The organism is Methylobacterium komagatae (genome assembly GCF_042661665.1).
Classification (GTDB): domain Bacteria; phylum Pseudomonadota; class Alphaproteobacteria; order Rhizobiales; family Beijerinckiaceae; genus Methylobacterium; species Methylobacterium komagatae.
In genome coordinates, this window is sequence record NZ_JBHSWN010000001.1 from 2,378,762 (window position 1) to 2,395,663 (window position 16,902).

The window sequence follows — 16,902 nt, forward strand, 5'->3', positions numbered from 1 at the left end:
TCTAGAATGACACATCGAGACGTCGCCCCTGCGGCGCTTCGTCTGAGTCGGGCGGAATTCCTCTGATGGACGCTCTCGCCGTCATCCTCGAACAGCCGGAAAAGTTGGCCCTGCGGCGCCTTCCGCTGACGGATGCGGTTGCTGGAGACGCTGTCGTTGATGTCGCCTGGAGCGGCATCAGCACCGGAACCGAGCGCCTTCTCTGGTCCGGCCGGATGCCGAACTTCCCCGGGATGGGCTATCCCCTCGTGCCAGGCTACGAGACCGTCGGTCAGGTGGCGGAGGCGCCCGCCGGGGCGTCCGTGCGTGCGGGCCAATGGGTCTTCGTTCCCGGCGCCCGCTGCTTCGGCACCGTCCGGGGCCTGTTCGGTGGCGCCGCCTCCCGCCTCGTCACCCCCGCCGACAAGCTCCTGCCGGTCGATGGTGCGTTGGGTGAGCGGGCCTGCCTCCTGGCCCTCGCAGCCACCGCCCACCGCGCGGCCCGCGGCATCGCGGAGGGTGAGCGTCCTCTCGTCGTGGGTCACGGCGTCCTCGGCCGTCTGCTCGCCCGTGTCGCCGTGGCGATGGGCGCCGAGCCGACCGTGTGGGAGACCGACGAGACCCGCCGGGACACGGACGGCACCTATGCCTGCCTCTCGCCCGAGGCCGATTTTCGCCGGGACTATGGGCGCATTCTCGATGTCAGCGGCGATTCCGCCGGGCTCGACGGGCTGGTTGCGCGTCTCGCCCCCGGTGGCGAGATCGTGCTCGCGGGCTTCTACGAGGCGCCGCTCTCCTTCGCTTTTCCGCCCGCCTTCATGCGCGAGGCGCGCCTGCGCATCTCCGCCGAATTCCGGCCGGACGATCTCGCCGCCGTCACCTGCCTCATCGAGGGCGGGCGGCTGTCCCTCGACGGCCTGATCACTCACCGCGCGCCCGCCGCGCGGGCCGAAGAGGCGTACCGGACGGCCTTCGCCGATCCGGCCTGCCTCAAGATGGTCCTGGATTGGAGGGACGCCGCATGAACGTCCAGATCGACAAGGCTGCCCTCGCCAACGCCGAGCGCCTGCGGGCCGAGGCCGCGATCGAGCCGGATCCCGTCTCCACCGCCCCGGCGAAGAAGGAGACTCAGATCATCGCGATCTACGGGAAGGGCGGCATCGGCAAGTCCTTCACGCTGGCCAACCTCAGCTACATGATGGCCCAGCAGGGCAAGAAGGTGCTGCTCATCGGCTGCGATCCGAAGAGCGACACGACCTCCCTGCTGTTCGGCGGCAAGGCCTGCCCGACCATCATCGAGACCTCGACGAAGAAGAAGCTCGCGGGCGAGCAGGTCGCCATCGGCGATGTCTGCTTCAAGCGCGACGGCGTGTACGCCATGGAACTCGGCGGCCCCGAGGTCGGGCGCGGCTGCGGCGGCCGGGGCATCATCCACGGCTTCGAGTTGCTGGAGAAGCTCGGCTTCCACGAATGGGGCTTCGACTTCGTCCTGCTCGACTTCCTGGGCGACGTCGTGTGCGGTGGCTTCGGCCTGCCGATCGCCCGCGACATGTGCCAGAAGGTCATCGTCGTCGGCTCGAACGACCTTCAATCGCTCTACGTCGCCAACAATGTCTGCTCGGCGGTGGAGTATTTCCGCAAGCTCGGCGGCAATGTCGGTGTCGGCGGCCTCGTCATCAACAAGGATGACGGTACGGGCGAGGCGCAGGCTTTCGCCGAAGCGGCGGGCATCCCGGTCCTGGCCTCGATCCCGGCCGACGACGACATTCGCAAGAAGAGTGCGAATTACGAGATCATCGGCAAGCCCGATGGCCGTTGGGGCGACCTGTTCTCGGAACTCGCCGCGAACGTCGCGGAGGCTGCACCGCACCGCCCGACGCCGCTTTCGCAGGATGGGTTGCTCGGCCTGTTCTCCAGCGAGACCACCGGCCGCGACGTGGTGCTGGTGCCCGCGACTCACGAGGACATGTGCGGCGTCGCCCCTCTGTCCAAGCCGTCCCTCGAAGTCGTCTACGACGAGGTCTAGGGCATGGCCGTCTCCCTCGACATCGCCGAACTGCGGGCCCGCAAGGCGGCCCAATCCGCTGCCCAAGGCGCTGCGCAAGCCATCGACATCGCCGCCACCAAGGGCGACGGGCTCGGCTGCCATGCGGGCAAGGACGCGATGCGGGAGGCCGCCGAGGCGGCCGGGATGTCCGAGACCCTGGCGCAGCTGCGCGAGGATTATCCGCAGGGTCCGCACGACCAGCCGCAGAGCATGTGTCCGGCCTTCGGATCGCTGCGCGTCGGCCTGCGGATGCGGCGCACCGCGACGATCCTCTCCGGCTCGGCCTGCTGCGTCTACGGGCTGACCTTCACCTCGCATTTCTACGGCGCCCGCCGTAGCGTCGGCTACGTCCCGTTCAATTCCGAAACGCTCGTTACCGGCAAGCTCTTCGAGGATATCCGCGACGCGGTCCACGCCACCGCGAAGCCTGAGGATTACGACGCCGTCGTCGTCATCAACCTCTGCGTACCCACGGCCTCGGGCGTACCGCTGCGTCTCCTGCCGAAGGAGATCGACGGGGTCCGCGTCATCGGCATCGACGTGCCGGGCTTCGGCGTGCCGACCCATGCCGAAGCGAAGGACGTCCTCGCCGGGGCCATGCTGAAGGTCGCCCGCGCCGAGGCCGAGCAGGGTCCGGTCCAGGCTCCGAAGGGTGGTCGCTCCGAGCGCCCGACCGTCGCGCTGCTCGGCGAGATGTTCCCGGCCGATCCGATGGTGATCGGCAGCCTGCTGGCGCCGCTCGGCCTCGCGGCGGGGCCGGTCGTCCCGACCCGCGAGTGGCGCGAACTCTACGCCGCCCTCGACTGCACGGCGGTGGCGGCGATCCACCCGTTCTACACGGCGAGCATCCGCGAGTTCGAGTCGGCGGGACGCTCCGTCGTCGGCTCGGCCCCCGTTGGCGTCGAGGGCACGGCCGCTTGGCTGGAGCGGATCGGCGCGGCCTGCAACGTCTCCACCGAGACGATCGACAAGGCCAAGGCCGGTATCCTCGCCGGGATCCGCGGCGCCCTGTCGGCTTCGCCGATCAAGGGCCGGATCACGCTCTCCGGCTATGAGGGCTCGGAGCTTCTGGTGGCGCGCCTGCTCATCGAGAGCGGCGCGGAGGTGCCCTATGTCGGCTCTGCCTGCCCGCGCACACCTTGGTCCGAGGCGGATCGGGATTGGCTCGAAGCCCATGGTTGCGAGGTCCATTACCGGGCTTCCCTCGAAGACGACCTCTACGCCTTCGAACATTTCCGGCCCGACCTCGCCATCGGCACGACCCCGGTGGTGCAGAAGGCCAAGGAGGCCGCGACCCCAGCCCTCTACTTCACGAACCTGATCTCGGCCCGCCCGCTCATGGGTGCGGCGGGTGCCGGATCGCTCGCAACGGTGGTCAACGCGGCTTTACGCAACAAGCCGCGCTTCGACGCGATGCATGACTTCTTCGAAGGCGTCGGCACCGGCCACGCGGCAGGCGTCTGGCAGGACGTTCCGCAAATCAAGCAAGCTCCGAAGGCGGAAGCGCCCAAGAAGCCGATCGGGGAGATGGCATAATGCTGATCCTCGATCACGACAGGGCCGGCGGATACTGGGGCGCGGTCTACGTCTTCACGGCGATCAAGGGCCTGCAGGTCGTCATCGACGGCCCCGTGGGGTGTGAAAACCTGCCCGTCACGTCGGTGCTGCACTACACCGACGCCCTGCCGCCGCACGAATTGCCCATCGTCGTGACAGGCTTGGCGGAAGAAGAGCTCGGTCGCCACGGCACCGAGGGCGCGATGAAGCGCGCCCATTCCACCCTCGATCCTGGCCTGCCGAGCGTCGTCGTCACCGGCTCCATCGCGGAGATGATCGGCGGCGGCGTGACGCCGGAGGGCACCGGTCTCCAGCGCTTCCTACCGCGTACCATCGATGAGGATCAGTGGCAGGCGGCCGACCGGGCCATGACCTGGCTCTGGCAGGAATACGGGGCGAAGAAGTTCGCCAAGAAGGGCATTCCCGCGAGGGCCCCCGCAAGGAGGGGGAGCGCCCCCGCGTCAACCTGATCGGCCCTGCCTACGGCACCTTCAACATGCCGAGCGACCTCGCCGAGATCCGTCGGCTGGTCGAAGGCATCGGCGCCGAGGTGAATCTCACCTTCCCGCTGGGCTCGCATCTCGCGGATGTGCCGAAGCTCGTCAACGCGGACGCGAATATCTGCCTCTACCGGGAATTCGGCCGGGGCCTCTGCGAGGCGCTGGAGCGCCCGTATCTCCAGGCGCCTATCGGCGTGCTCTCGACCACCAAGTTTCTGCGAGCGCTGGGAGAGATTCTCGAGATCGACCCCGAGCCGTTCATCGAGCGCGAGCGCCACACCACGATCAAGCCGGTCTGGGACCTGTGGCGGTCTGTGACGCAGGACTTCTTCGGCACGGCGAGCTTCGGCATCGTCGCCACCGATACCTACGCGCGCGGTGTCCGCCATTTCCTCGAGGAGGAGATGGGTCTGCCCTGCCACTTCGCCTTCGGCCGTTCGGCCGGGCTGAAGCCCGACAACGCCAAGGTCCGGGAGGCCATCGCGAAGAACCCGCCGCTGGTGCTGTTCGGCTCATTCAACGAGCGGATGTACCTCGCGGAAGCGGGCGGCCGGGCGACCTACGTGCCCGCCTCCTTCCCCGGCGCGATCATCCGGCGGCACACCGGCACGCCCTTCATGGGCTACGCGGGTGCGACCTACCTCGTCCAAGAGGTCTGCAACGCCCTCTTCGACACCCTCTTCCACATCCTTCCGCTCGCCCGCGACATGGACCGGGTCGACCCGACCCCGGCCCGCTCGCACCGGGAGATGCCCTGGGATGCGGCGGCCCTGTCGGCCCTGGAAGGCGCCGTCGAGGCGCAGCCTGTCCTCGCCCGCATCTCCGCCGCCAAGCGCCTGCGCGACGCGGCCGAGCGCCGGGCGCGTCAATCGGGGGCCAATTCCGTCACGTCCGACGACGTGACCGCCGCCCGTTCCGAACTCGCTGCGGGAGTCCCCGCATGAGCCCGTCCTTTCCGAGAGGAGACCTGTCGATGCGTACGATGGCCCCGACCGCGCGCCTGCATCAGGAGGCGCTCCAGTTCCGTCTGATCCTGGCGGCCACCTATCCCTTCTTCCTGGCCGCCGCAGCGTTCCACCGGCTCTCGCCGGGTCGCGCGGCCCCCCGCGTCGGCGTGCCGACGCCGCACCGCTCGATCTTCGGGGAGGCTCGCGCCATGGCCGTCCAGGCCATCCCCTTCGCGTTCATGGGCTGAAGCCCGTCAGGGCAGGCCTTTCAGGAGACGCTTCCGTCCGGTGACGCGGGGGAAGTGAGGCCGCGCAACACGCGGCAGCACCCGTCGCGCCGTAAGGCGCGGCCAACACACGGAGGTCGAAACCATGGCTGGTGGACCCATCACGACAGAAAGACCGAGCAGCCTGTCCGGGCTGACGGAACCGGAGGCCAAGGAGTTCCACGCGATCTTCCTGACGAGCTTCCTCATCTTCACGGCGATTGCCGTGGTCGCCCACATCCTCGTCTGGCTGTGGCGCCCGTGGCTGCCCGGACCGCAGGGCTACGCCTCGCTCGAAGGCGTGACCGACACGGCCCGCGCTCTTGTCTCGATGATCGGCTGAGGAGGATCGGATGCACAAGGTTTGGTTGCTGTTCGATCCGCGGCGCACGTTGGTGGCTCTGTTCACCTTCCTCTTCATCCTCGCGCTGCTGATCCACTTCATTCTGCTCTCGACCGACCGGTTCAACTGGCTGGAAGGTCCGAAGGCGAACAAGGCCGCGAACGCCATCACGCTCGCGCTGCCGGAAATGCCGGCCTGACAACAGTAACCGGGGGGCGGACCTCGCACGCCCGCCCCTCCGAATATCGAACGGGAGGCCTTCGCCATGGCGATGCTGAGCTACGAGCGCAAATACCGGGTCCGCGGCGGCACCTTGCTCGGCGGCGACCTGTTCGACTTCTGGATCGGCCCGTTCTTCGTCGGTTTCTTCGGCGTGACGGGTCTGTTCTTCACCGTGCTCGGCACGGCCCTGGTGATCTACGGCGCGGCCCTCGGCCCGACCTGGAACATCTGGCAGATCAACATTGCGCCGCCGGACATCTCCTACGGCCTCAAGCTCGCGCCCCTGAAGGAGGGCGGGCTCTGGCAGATCATCACCATGTGCGCGCTGGGCTCGTTCAGCTCCTGGGCGCTGCGCGAGGTCGAGATCTGCCGCAAGCTCGGCATCGGCTATCACGTGCCGATCGCCTTCAGCATGGCGATCTTCGCCTATTTCACCCTGGTGGTCATTCGCCCATTCCTGATGGGCGCCTGGGGCTACGGCTTTCCCTACGGTATTCTCTCGCACCTCGATTGGGTGTCGAACACTGGATACCAGTATCTCCACTTCCACTATAACCCCGCGCACATGCTCGCGGTGACGTTCTTCTTCACTACGACGCTCGCGCTCGCCATGCATGGCGGCCTGATCCTGTCCTCGACCAACCCGGCCAAGGGCGAGACGGTGAAGACCCCCGAACACGAGGACACGTTCTTCCGCGATGCGATCGGCTACTCGATCGGCACGCTCGGCGTGCACCGCCTCGGTTGGTACCTCGCCCTGGCCGCCGGCTTCTGGAGCGCGGTCTGCATCGTGATCAGCGGTCCCTTCTGGACCCAGGGCTGGCCCGAATGGTGGGGCTGGTGGCTCAACCTGCCCGTGTGGCGCTGAAGAATGTCCCGCAGTCCGCGCGGGGTCTGACGCGGATGCTACGAGCCGGGTCGGCACGGCCGACCGGCCTCGGGGGGATCGGACGATGGCTTACTATCAAAACTTCTTCACGGCGGTTCAGGTCCGGCCCCTCGAGCCGGAGATGGGGATTCCCGTCCCCGTCGATGGCCGCGTCGGCAAGCCGTTCAACAGCTACCTGTTCGGCCTGCTGGGCAACAGCCAGGTCGGGCCGATCTACATCGGCTACATCGCGGCCCTGTCGATCACTTGCGGGGTGATCGCGTTCGAGATCATCGGCCTCAACATGTGGGCGTCGGTGAACTGGGATCCGGTGCAGTTCGTGCGCCAGCTCCCTGGCTCGCCCTCGAGCCGCCGCTGCCGAAATACGGCCTGCGCATCCTGCCCCCCTCGCCGAGGGCGGCTGGTGGCTGATCGCGGGCTTCTTCCTCACCGCCTCGATCCTGCTGTGGTGGGTCCACCTCTACCGACGCGCCAAGGCGCTCGGGCTCGGTACCCACGTGCCGTGGGCCTTCGCCAGCGCCATCTGGCTCTACCTCGTGCTCGGCTTCATCCGGCCGATCATGATGGGTTCGTGGTCCGAGGCGGTGCCTTTCGGCATCTTCCCGCATCTCGATTGGACCGCCGCGTTCTCGCTGCGCTACGGCAACCTGTTCTACAACCCGTTCCACATGCTCTCGATCACCTTCCTCTACGGGTCGGTGCTGCTCTTCGCGATGCATGGCGGGACCATCCTGGCCTGCTCCCGCTACGGCGCGGACCGCGAGATCGATCAGATCGTGGATCGCGGCACGGCGACCGAGCGTGCCGCCCTGTTCTGGCGCTGGACCATGGGCTTCAACGCCACGATGGAATCGATCCACCGCTGGGCGTGGTGGTTCGCGGTGCTGACGACGCTTACGGGTGGCATCGGCATCCTGCTGACCGGAACGGTGGTCGACAACTGGTACCTCTGGGCGGTCAAGCACGGCGTCGCGCCGGCCTACCCGCAGGTGTACGGGCCGATCGTCGATCCGGCTCATCTCGCCCCCGTCGTGAAGCCGTGAGGAGAACGCCATGAAGACCGTTCTCTCCGTGGCGGGGGCCGCCCTGGCCCTCTTCCTCACCATCGCGATGTTCGGCGGGGCGGGCTGGACCCACCCGCCCATGGCCAACAAGCAGACAGGCTTCCGCGGCACCGGCATGGACCTCATCCGGACCAAGGCCGGGAACGAGGAACTGGCTGAGGCCAACCGGGCGCCGGCACCCGCCGACCCGGCGGAAGCGGGCGGCGACAAGGCCTCCGCCGTCTACGAGAACGTGCAGGTGCTCGGCGACCTCTCTGCCGAGCAGTTCAACCGGGTGATGGTGTCGATGACGGAATGGGTGGCCCCACAACAGGGCTGCACCTACTGCCATTCCACCGAGAACATGGCCTCCGACGAGCTCTACCAGAAGCGTGTCGCCCGGCGCATGCTCCAGATGACCCAGCACATCAACTCGACCTGGAAGGAAAAGCACGTCCATGAAGCGGGCGTGACCTGCTACACCTGCCACCGGGGCAACCCGGTTCCGGCGAATATCTGGTTCGACACGCCCGCTCCGTCGGTCGGCGCCAAGTTCATCCCGCGCAACAACGGTCAGAACCTCGCTTCCGCGAATGTCGGCCTGACCTCGCTGCCCTACGCCGTCTTCGACGACTACTACGCCAACAAGGACACCCCGCAATCCTACGTGCGGGTGAACGCCACAACCGCCTTGCCCGAGGCCAAGAGCAAGCCGATCCAGGACGCCGAGCGGACCTTCGCGATCATGATCACGATGTCCCAGGCGCTGGGGGTGAACTGCACCTTCTGCCACAACACCCGCTCTGTGGCGCAATGGGACACCAGCACGCCGAACCGGGTCCATGCGTGGTACGGCGTCCAGATGGTTCGCGAATTGAACCAGGACTACATGCACCCCCTGACGACGACTTTCCCGGCCACTCGTCTCGGGCCGACGGGCGATGTCGCCAAGGTCAGCTGCGCCACCTGTCACAACGGCGCCAACAAGCCGCTCAACGGCGCCAAAGTAATCGAGCCCTACCCGGAACTCGCCAAGCCCACGACGCAGGTGAGCCTGCCGACGGGCGAGGCGAAGGACCCGATCCCGGGCACCACCTTGCCGGCCGTCAAGCCGCCGATGTAGAGCCGGGCCAAGCGCAATATCTCTGACGAATGCGGAAGGGGGCCATGCGCCCTCCTTCTCGTATGTTGCGCTGCGGAACCGGGGAAAGCCCCCGGGAGTCTACGTCGTACCGCCGAGCTTGGCGGGAGGGTGAGCCATGACGATTACGATCTCGAACCTGCAACCGGTCATCGCCATCATCGCCGGCATCCTGATCCTCGTGATGCCGCGCCTGCTGAATTACATCGTCGCGATCTATCTGATCGCCGTCGGCGTTCTGGGGCTCGGGTTGCTCCGAGGCCTGACCTGAGGCTCGCCCGTTCCGAGGCCGGAACGAGGGACGATCAGCGGATGCGGGACCGATCGGCGGCATCCCCGGAACTGTCCACACGGATTGGTACTGAGCCGCGTATTATTGTCGTGCGCAATCAAATGAACAGCGTGTGGAAAAAGAGCGTTTTGGACGGGGCGTTTCTGTTTTTCTGACGGTGAAAATTGTCGCTCCCGCGCAAGCCGGTCGTCATCCCCGTTCAGGACGCCTCTTTCGTTTCGAAAATTGGGCGTGTTCAGCCCTTCGTTCATCTTGCGTTGCAGTGCAGGATGGTTCACCCCGCCGTGAAGGGCAGCGACGGCCCAACGGCAAGCGACGAGCGGTATCGAGATGGCTGGCGACGCAAAATGGGTCTACGCTTTCGGTGACGGCAAGGCCGAGGGCAAATCGCAGATGCGCGATCTGCTGGGCGGCAAGGGTGCGAACCTTGCTGAAATGTCCAACCTCGGGCTGCCCGTACCGCCCGGATTCACCATCACCACCGAGGTGTGTACGTATTATTACGATCACGGCAAGCAATACCCGCCGGAGTTGAGGGACCAAGTCGCCGCCGCGCTCGCGCAGGTCGGCACGCTGACCGGCCGCTCCTTCGGCGATGCCAAGGCGCCGCTTCTCGTTTCGGTTCGCTCCGGTGCCCGCGCCTCCATGCCCGGCATGATGGACACGGTGCTGAACCTCGGCCTCAACGACGAGACCGTGACGGCGCTGGCCAAGGAAGCGGATGACGAGCGCTTCGCCTACGATTCCTACCGCCGCTTCATCACCATGTACTCGAACGTGGTGCTGAACGTGGAGCATCACGCCTTTGAAGAGGCGCTGGAGCACTACAAGGAGCAGAAGGGCTTCGACCTCGATACCGAACTCGGCGCCGAGGATTGGAAGACCCTGATCAAGACCTACAAGGAGATCGTGAAGAAGGAGCACGGCTCCGACTTCCCGCAGGGAGCCGATGATCAGCGTGGGGCGCCATCGGCGCCGTGTTCAATTCGTGGATGATTCCGCGCGCGAAAAAGTACCGCGAGCTGAACAGCATCCCCGAGAGCTGGGGCACCGCCGTCAACGTGCAGGCGATGGTGTTCGGCAACATGGGCGACACGTCGGCGACCGGCGTCGCCTTCACCCGCAACCCGTCCACCGGCGAAAAGGCGCTCTATGGCGAGTTCCTGATCAACGCCCAGGGCGAGGACGTGGTGGCGGGCATCCGGACCCCGCAGAACATCACCGAGAAGGCCCGTGAGGAGGCCAAGAGCGACAAGCCTTCGATGGAGAAGGCCATGCCCGACAGCTTCGCGGAGCTGACCAGGATCTACGGGATCCTGGAGAGCCATTACCGCGACATGCAGGACATGGAGTTCACCATCGAGAAGGGGAAGCTCTGGATGCTCCAGACCCGCAACGGCAAGCGCACCGCCAAGGCGGCCCTGCGCATCGCCGTGGATCTGGCGGCCGAGGGGCTGATCTCCCGCGACGAGGCCATCGGCCGGGTTGAGCCCTCCGCGCTGGACCAATTGCTGCACCCGACCATCGACCCGAAAGCCGAGCGCAAGGTCATCGCCAATGGCCTGCCCGCTTCGCCGGGCGCCGCCACGGGCGAGATCGTGTTCAACTCCGAGGATGCGGAAGCCCATCGCAAGGCCGAGCGGAAGTGCATCCTCGTGCGTGTCGAGACCTCTCCTGAGGACATCCACGGCATGCACGCTGCCGAGGGCATCCTCACCACCCGTGGCGGCATGACCAGCCACGCGGCGGTGGTGGCCCGCGGCATGGGCAAACCCTGCGTCTCCGGCGTCGGCACGATCCGCATCGACTACAAGGCCCAGACCATGACGGTCGGCGGCCAGACGTTGAAGGCGGGCGACAAGATCACCATCGACGGCTCGACGGGCCAGGTGATCCTGGGTGAGGTGGCCATGCTGGAGCCGGAACTGTCCGGCGATTTCGCCACGCTCATGGAATGGGCCGACGGCATCCGCTCCATGAAGGTGCGCGCCAACGCCGACACGCCCAACGACGCTCGCACCGCGCGCAACTTCGGCGCCGAGGGCATCGGCCTCTGCCGCACCGAGCACATGTTCTTCGAGGGCGACCGGATCATCGCCGTCCGCGAGATGATTCTGGCCGACCATGCCGAGGGCCGGAAGACGGCGCTGGCGAAGATCCTGCCCTACCAGCGCCAGGACTTCGTCGAGCTGTTCAAGATCATGTCCGGCCTGCCGGTGACGATCCGCCTGCTCGACCCGCCGCTGCACGAGTTCCTGCCGCACACCGATCAGGAGGTGCAGGAGGTCGTGAAGGCGACAGGCGTGACGGAGGACAAGATCCGCCACCGCACCCGCGAACTCTCCGAGCACAACCCGATGCTCGGCTTCCGCGGCTGCCGCCTCGCCATCGCCTTCCCGGAGATCGCGGAGATGCAGGCCCGCGCCATCTTCGAAGCCGCGATTCAGGCCGCCGCCGAGACCGGTAGCCCGGTGACGCCGGAGGTGATGGTGCCCCTGGTCTTCACCCGCGCCGAGTTCGACCTCGTGAAGGGCCGGATCGACGCCACGGCGAAGGCCGTCGAGCAGGAGAAGTCGGCCAAGCTGGACTACCAGGTCGGCACGATGATCGAGCTGCCGCGCGCCGCCCTGAAGGCTGGTGAGATCGCTCAGACGGCGGAGTTCTTCTCCTTCGGGACGAACGACCTGACCCAGACGGCGCTCGGCATCTCCCGCGACGACGCGGCGACCTTCCTCGGCCCGTACACGCAGAAGGGCATTCTCCCGGCCGATCCGTTCATTACGATCGACCAGGAAGGCGTGGGCGAACTGGTGCGGATCGGTTGCGAGCGCGGCCGTGCCACTCGCGAGGGCATCAAGCTCGGCATCTGCGGCGAGCATGGTGGCGATCCCGCCTCCATCGACTTCTGCCAGAAGGTCGGGCTCGATTACGTGTCGTGCTCGCCCTACCGCGTGCCGATCGCCCGTCTCGCCGCGGCCCAGGCCGCCCTCGGCAAGGCCCACGCGGGCGAGGGCTAAGACGCTTGCGGCGCCCCTTGAAGGGGCGCCGCAAAGCTCTGTTCAAACAGAACGGTGCAAAAAACTACGCAACCGGCAATTGTCACGCTTGAACCTTTGCCGTGACGGCACGTTGCATGCTAGCGACCCATACCGTCCGCATGAGCGTGGCCGGATCGTCCGGTCGATGGCGTCGCGGGTGAAGCTTACTCCCATGAGCGACAGCAGCCCGACCCCGTTGGCTCTCGGCCCTTGCGCCCCCGAGACCATTGTTCCGCGCGCCGCAGTGCGCGCGTATCTGGCGCTTTCCGCCGGCCTCGGCGCAATCGTGACCGGTTTGATGCTGATGATGTCGGTAGCCGCCAATAGTGGCGGGGAAGCCGAACGCATCGCCGATACCCGCGATGACGGCTACGCCTTGACGCTGGTTTCCGCCCTGGCGGTGAATCTCGCCAAGCCGCTGCGCTGACGCAGCCGGACGGTTACCTCAAGCAGGCAAGGGAGGGGCGGTGAACCGCCCCCCTTTCGTCGTCAGTCCTGCCCTTCCATTGATTCGAGCTCGATGATCATTCCTTCGATCATGCCGAGCCCGACCTGCCAGAAGCCGGGATCGCGCGCATCAAGGCCGAAGGGCGTCAGCAATTCGCCGTACGGCTTCGCGCCGCCCGCAGCGAGCAGGGCCATGTAACGCTCAGCAAAGCCATCGCCTGCCTTCTGATAGACCCCGTATAGCGAATTCACGAGGCAATCGCCGAAAGCGTAGGCATAAACGTAGAAGGGCGAGTGGATGAAGTGCGGGATGTAGGCCCAGAAGGGCTCGTAACCCGCATCGAGGGTGATCGCTGGGCCAAGGGACTCCGCCTGTACGGAGAGCCACAGGGCGTTGATCTGCTCCGTGGTCAATTCGCCTTTCGCGCGGGCGAGATGGACCTTCCGCTCGAACAGGTAGAATGCGATCTGGCGCACCACCGTGTTGATCATGTCCTCGACCTTCGCCGCGAGCATCGCCCGGCGCTGGGACGTGTTCGTCGTCGCCGCGAGAAGCTTGCGGAAGGTCAGCATCTCGCCGAACACGCTGGCCGTCTCGGCGAGGGTCAATGGCGTCGGCGCCATCAGCGCGCCGTTCGGCCCGGCGAGAACCTGATGCACCCCGTGCCCGAGTTCGTGGGCAAGGGTCATCACATCCCGCGGCTTACCCTGGTAGTTCACCAGCACATAGGGATGGACGGACGGCACGGTCGGATGCGCGAAGGCGCCTGGAGCCTTGCCGGGTCGGGTCGGCGCGTCGATCCAGTTGCGGTCGAAGAACCGCCGAGCAATCCCCGCCATGTCGGGGGAGAACGCCTCGTAGGCGGTCAGCACCGTGTCCCGCGCCTCGGTCCAGGGGATGGTGCGCTGATCCACCTTGGGCAACGGGGCGTTGCGGTCCCAGTAGGGGAGGGCGTCCTTCCCGAACCACTTCGCCTTCAGCTTGTAGTAGCGGTGCGACAGGCGCGGATAGGCAGCCTGTACGGCATCAACCAGGGCCGCGACCACCTCCGGCTCGACCCGGTTCGACAGGTGCCGGGCATCCGCGACATCGCGAAAGCCGCGCCAGCGATCCGAGATCTCCTTGTCCTTGGCGAGCGTGTTGGTGATCAGCGTGAAGATCCGCAGGTTCGCCCGCAGAACCTCGCTCACCGCCCCGGCGGCTTCCTTGCGGATCGCGCCGTCCGGATCCTGAAGCTTGTTCAGGGTCGGCTCCAGCGACAGGCGTTCGCCCTGGACGGTGAAGCGCAGGCCCGCGATAGTCTCATCGAACAATCGGTCCCAGGCGGCGTTGGCCGTCACCGACTTCTCGAGGAACAGCTTCTCGATCCGGTCTTCGAGCTGAAACGGCTTCTCCCGGCGCAGATCATCGATCCAGGGGGCGTAGCGCGAGAGGGGCGCCTGAGCCTTGGCGGCATCGAGAGCGGCATCATCGACGCGGTTCAGCTCGAGCCCGAAGAACAGCAGATCGCCGGAGGCGTTGGTCAACCGCTCGCGGGTGTCGCCGTAGAACTTGGCGCGGGTCTCATCCGTCGTGTCGCCGGAATAGACGAGCCCGGCATAGGACATGAGCTTGCCGAGCAGATCCTCGATCCGCTCGTAGGCCGAAACCGCCTCGGCGAGGCGGGACGAGGCATCCGGACCCTGGGCGAGCCCGGCGATCTTGCCTGCATAGGCCTCGCTGAACCGTCGGCACTCCTCCTCAGCCCGGGTGAGGTCATGGGAGAAATTCGGATCGTCGAGACCGGCGTAGAGGTCGGACAGGTCCCATTCGGGCAGCGGACCGAGAATCTGTCCGAGATCGGCGGCCTTGGCGGCCGCGCGTGCGGCGTCGGCTCCTTCTGCCGTCGCTGCGGGCATCGGGGCGGCGGGACTCAGTCTCATCGGTTCCAGTGTCCTCGGGAGCGCGAAGGGGCGGCGCGCACTCGTGGGATATCGAGCGAAAGGCGCCAAGGTTCAACGCAAGCGCCGCCTTCATGCTCCAAGCGGCCATCCGCCGGGAACACAAAACGTCGTTAAGCGCGACTTTACGGATATCGGCGACCTTACGGCTCGAAACGAAACAGCCAGCGAATCGGACGCACCCCGGCCATCCGGGGCAGAGCCCGATCGCGCGGCCTCAGGGATGCTGCCATGTCGACCGCCGTCCTCATCGTCGACGACGATCCGGTCCAGCGCCGCCTGACCGAAGCCGCCGTGCGCCGGTTCGGCTTCGAGGCGCGCGTGGCCGAGAACGGAATGGATGGGCTCGCGCTCCTCCGCTCCGAGGGCGCCGACGTGGTGCTGCTCGATATGGTGATGCCGGGCCTCGACGGTCTTGGTGTCCTCGCGGAGATGCGTCGCAGCGGCCTCGACACACCGGTCATCGTGCAGACCTCGAACGGCTCGATCGACGCTGTCGTGAACGCCATGCGCGCCGGAGCGGTGGATTTCGTCGTGAAGCCCGCGGGGGCGGAGCGGCTCCAGGTCTCCATCAAGAACGCCCTGCGGGTCGATCACCTGGAGGAAGAGGTCCGCCGGATGCGGCGCCGGGCTTCCGGCGCCCTGACCTTCAAGGACCTCACCTCCCGCAGCCCCGACATGGAGCGGGTGATCCGCCTCGCCGAACGCGCGGCGAAATCCACCATTCCGGTTCTGATCGAGGGTGAGTCGGGCGTCGGCAAGGAAGTGCTGGCGCGGGCCATCCAGGGCTCCGGCGACCGCAAGGGCAAGCCGTTCGTCACCGTCAATTGCGGCGCCATCCCCGAGAACCTCGTCGAATCGACCCTGTTCGGCCACGAAAAGGGGGCCTTCACCGGCGCCACCGAGAAGCATGCCGGCAAGTTCGTGGAAGCCTCGGGCGGCACCCTGTTCCTCGATGAGATCGGCGAGTTGCCCCTCGATGCGCAGGTGAAGCTGCTGCGCGCGCTGCAAGAGGGCGAGGTCGATCCCGTCGGCGGCAAGCGTTCGGTGCGGGTGGACATCCGCCTGATCTCGGCGACCAACCGCTCGCTCCTCGATCTCGTGAAGCAGGGCCGCTTTCGCGAGGACCTGTTCTACCGCCTCAACGTCTTCCCGATGACCCTGCCGCCGCTGCGGGCGCGCCGGGAGGACGTGGCTGATCTCGCGCGCTCCTTCTGCGCCCGGTTCGCCGCCGAGGAGGGCAAGCGCGTCCGGGGCATCAGCCAGGAGGCGATGGCCCTGCTGACCCGCTATCCCTGGCCCGGCAACGTGCGCCAGCTGGAGAACGCCCTGTTCCGCGCGGTCGTGCTGGCCGATGGCGATGAGCTGACGCTCGCGGAGTTCCCCCAGATCGCTGCGCAGGTCGAGGGCTTCGACGTCCGGATCCCAGCCGCGCCGAACCAGCCCGTCATGCCGACCTACGTGCCGGAGCCGGTTCGCGAGATCGTCCGCGTCGAGGTACGCGATCCGCACGCCCTTTCGCTGGTCACCGAGGAGACCGGCGAGATCAAGACGATGGATGCCCTCGAAGCCGACATCATCCGCTTCGCCCTGCAATTTTACCGGGGCCGGATGTCGGAGGTATCTCGGCGGCTCGGTATTGGCCGCTCAACTCTCTACCGTAAGTTGAAAGATCTCGGTCTCGAAGGAGATGAAAAGGCCGAAGACGCCGCCTGATTCTATCGAATCGCCGAACAGAGCCCGAATCGAATCCGCCTGCCCGCAACCCAAGGGCGAGGCGGCAATTCGACTTTGGTACGGGAAATCGCCTGTCGAAGCCCTTCCTCCTTGGAAAAGCTAGCAATTGCGACGATTGAGCCCGTGGGGTAGATAAGCTAACAACAAAAACAGTTGCGCCCAAGGGATCCGCATCAAATGGCCGAGAGTCACACCGTGTCGGGGCACGCCTACAGCCCGGCTATGGACGGGTCGACACACGAGCAGACCTACCGCGGATTCGTCCGTTTCGTTGAAATCGGCACCGGCGTCGTCATTTGCTGGGTTCTCGCCCTTGCCGTTGGCGGCATCCGCGAAGCGTGGATGCTGGCGATTCTCGGCGTCGTCGTCTCTGGCGCGGCGGGCGCCGTCGGCGCTCTGGCCCCGGCTGTCGGCTGGCGCGCCCCGCTCGTGGTGGCTATCCTGCTCGCCCTCTACCTCGCATTCGCCTGACGCTTCAGGCGAACGATGCGAACCGGGGGATCGTTCGATCCC

13 protein-coding genes and 3 pseudogenes are annotated in these 16,902 nt (G+C 66.6%); 15 read left to right on the plus strand and 1 reads right to left on the minus strand.

Features of this window, described 5'->3' with window-relative positions; all coding sequences use genetic code 11:
* Positions 1 to 65 precede the first annotated feature (65 nt).
* The 13 genes and pseudogenes from bchC to ACFQE0_RS11660 all read left to right on the plus strand — a co-directional run bounded on the left by bchC (position 66) and on the right by ACFQE0_RS11660 (position 12,691).
* A complete protein-coding gene (gene bchC / locus ACFQE0_RS11600; protein ID WP_378969708.1) occupies positions 66 to 1,004 on the plus strand; it encodes a chlorophyll synthesis pathway protein BchC in 939 nt (312 codons plus the stop codon).
* Positions 1,001 to 2,005 (plus strand): chlorophyllide a reductase iron protein subunit X, encoded by a 1,005-nt coding sequence (locus ACFQE0_RS11605; protein WP_378969711.1) that lies wholly within the window; start codon positions 1,001 to 1,003, stop codon positions 2,003 to 2,005. The genes bchC and ACFQE0_RS11605 overlap by 4 nt, the downstream gene beginning before the upstream one ends.
* A gap of 3 nt (positions 2,006 to 2,008) precedes the next feature.
* Positions 2,009 to 3,562, plus strand: a complete 1,554-nt coding sequence (gene bchY / locus ACFQE0_RS11610) for a chlorophyllide a reductase subunit Y (RefSeq protein WP_378969713.1) — start codon at positions 2,009 to 2,011, stop codon at positions 3,560 to 3,562.
* Positions 3,562 to 5,027: pseudogene (bchZ, locus tag ACFQE0_RS11615) on the plus strand (chlorophyllide a reductase subunit Z). The gene bchY and the pseudogene bchZ overlap by 1 nt, the downstream one beginning before the upstream one ends.
* A 29-nt stretch (positions 5,028 to 5,056) precedes the next feature.
* Complete coding sequence (locus ACFQE0_RS11620; protein WP_378969716.1) at positions 5,057 to 5,278, plus strand: hypothetical protein; 222 nt, start codon at positions 5,057 to 5,059, stop codon at positions 5,276 to 5,278.
* A gap of 124 nt (positions 5,279 to 5,402) precedes the next feature.
* On the plus strand, positions 5,403 to 5,639 hold the full coding sequence (gene pufB / locus ACFQE0_RS11625; protein ID WP_238204760.1) for a light-harvesting antenna LH1, beta subunit: 237 nt from the start codon (positions 5,403 to 5,405) through the stop codon (positions 5,637 to 5,639).
* Positions 5,640 to 5,649: 10 nt separating this feature from the next.
* Positions 5,650 to 5,838, plus strand: a complete 189-nt coding sequence (pufA, locus tag ACFQE0_RS11630) for a light-harvesting antenna LH1, alpha subunit (protein WP_243958276.1) — start codon at positions 5,650 to 5,652, stop codon at positions 5,836 to 5,838.
* A gap of 66 nt (positions 5,839 to 5,904) precedes the next feature.
* Entirely contained in the window at positions 5,905 to 6,729 is an 825-nt protein-coding gene (pufL, locus tag ACFQE0_RS11635) for a photosynthetic reaction center subunit L (RefSeq protein ID WP_378969718.1), read from the plus strand.
* A gap of 85 nt (positions 6,730 to 6,814) precedes the next feature.
* Positions 6,815 to 7,793 (plus strand): annotated as a pseudogene (pufM, locus tag ACFQE0_RS11640) (photosynthetic reaction center subunit M).
* 10 nt (positions 7,794 to 7,803) lie between these two features.
* The gene (pufC, locus tag ACFQE0_RS11645; protein WP_378969721.1) at positions 7,804 to 8,916 is read left to right on the plus strand and encodes a photosynthetic reaction center cytochrome PufC; all 1,113 of its coding nucleotides are present in this window, start codon (positions 7,804 to 7,806) and stop codon (positions 8,914 to 8,916) included.
* A 136-nt stretch (positions 8,917 to 9,052) separates the two neighbouring features.
* On the plus strand, positions 9,053 to 9,205 hold the full coding sequence (locus ACFQE0_RS11650; protein ID WP_378969723.1) for a DUF3096 domain-containing protein: 153 nt from the start codon (positions 9,053 to 9,055) through the stop codon (positions 9,203 to 9,205).
* Between the two features lie 351 nt (positions 9,206 to 9,556).
* Positions 9,557 to 12,243: pseudogene (ppdK, locus tag ACFQE0_RS11655) on the plus strand (pyruvate, phosphate dikinase).
* A gap of 193 nt (positions 12,244 to 12,436) precedes the next feature.
* The gene (locus tag ACFQE0_RS11660) at positions 12,437 to 12,691 is read left to right on the plus strand and encodes a hypothetical protein (RefSeq protein ID WP_378969725.1); all 255 of its coding nucleotides are present in this window, start codon (positions 12,437 to 12,439) and stop codon (positions 12,689 to 12,691) included.
* 62 nt (positions 12,692 to 12,753) lie between these two features.
* On the opposite strand, the gene ACFQE0_RS11665 is transcribed toward ACFQE0_RS11660, so the two are convergent.
* Positions 12,754 to 14,634 carry a M3 family oligoendopeptidase gene (locus tag ACFQE0_RS11665; RefSeq protein WP_378969727.1) on the minus strand — a complete coding sequence of 627 codons (1,881 nt, stop codon included), beginning with the start codon at positions 14,632 to 14,634 and terminating at the stop codon, positions 12,754 to 12,756.
* Positions 14,635 to 14,883: 249 nt separating this feature from the next.
* Here ACFQE0_RS11665 and ACFQE0_RS11670 point away from each other — a divergent pair, with 249 nt between their 5' ends.
* Together ACFQE0_RS11670 and ACFQE0_RS11675 are read left to right on the plus strand one after the other, a co-directional pair.
* A complete protein-coding gene (locus tag ACFQE0_RS11670) occupies positions 14,884 to 16,368 on the plus strand; it encodes a sigma-54-dependent transcriptional regulator (RefSeq protein WP_378969729.1) in 1,485 nt (494 codons plus the stop codon).
* Between the two features lie 198 nt (positions 16,369 to 16,566).
* Entirely contained in the window at positions 16,567 to 16,860 is a 294-nt protein-coding gene (locus tag ACFQE0_RS11675) for an aa3-type cytochrome c oxidase subunit IV (protein WP_378969731.1), read from the plus strand.
* Positions 16,861 to 16,902: the final 42 nt, after the last annotated feature.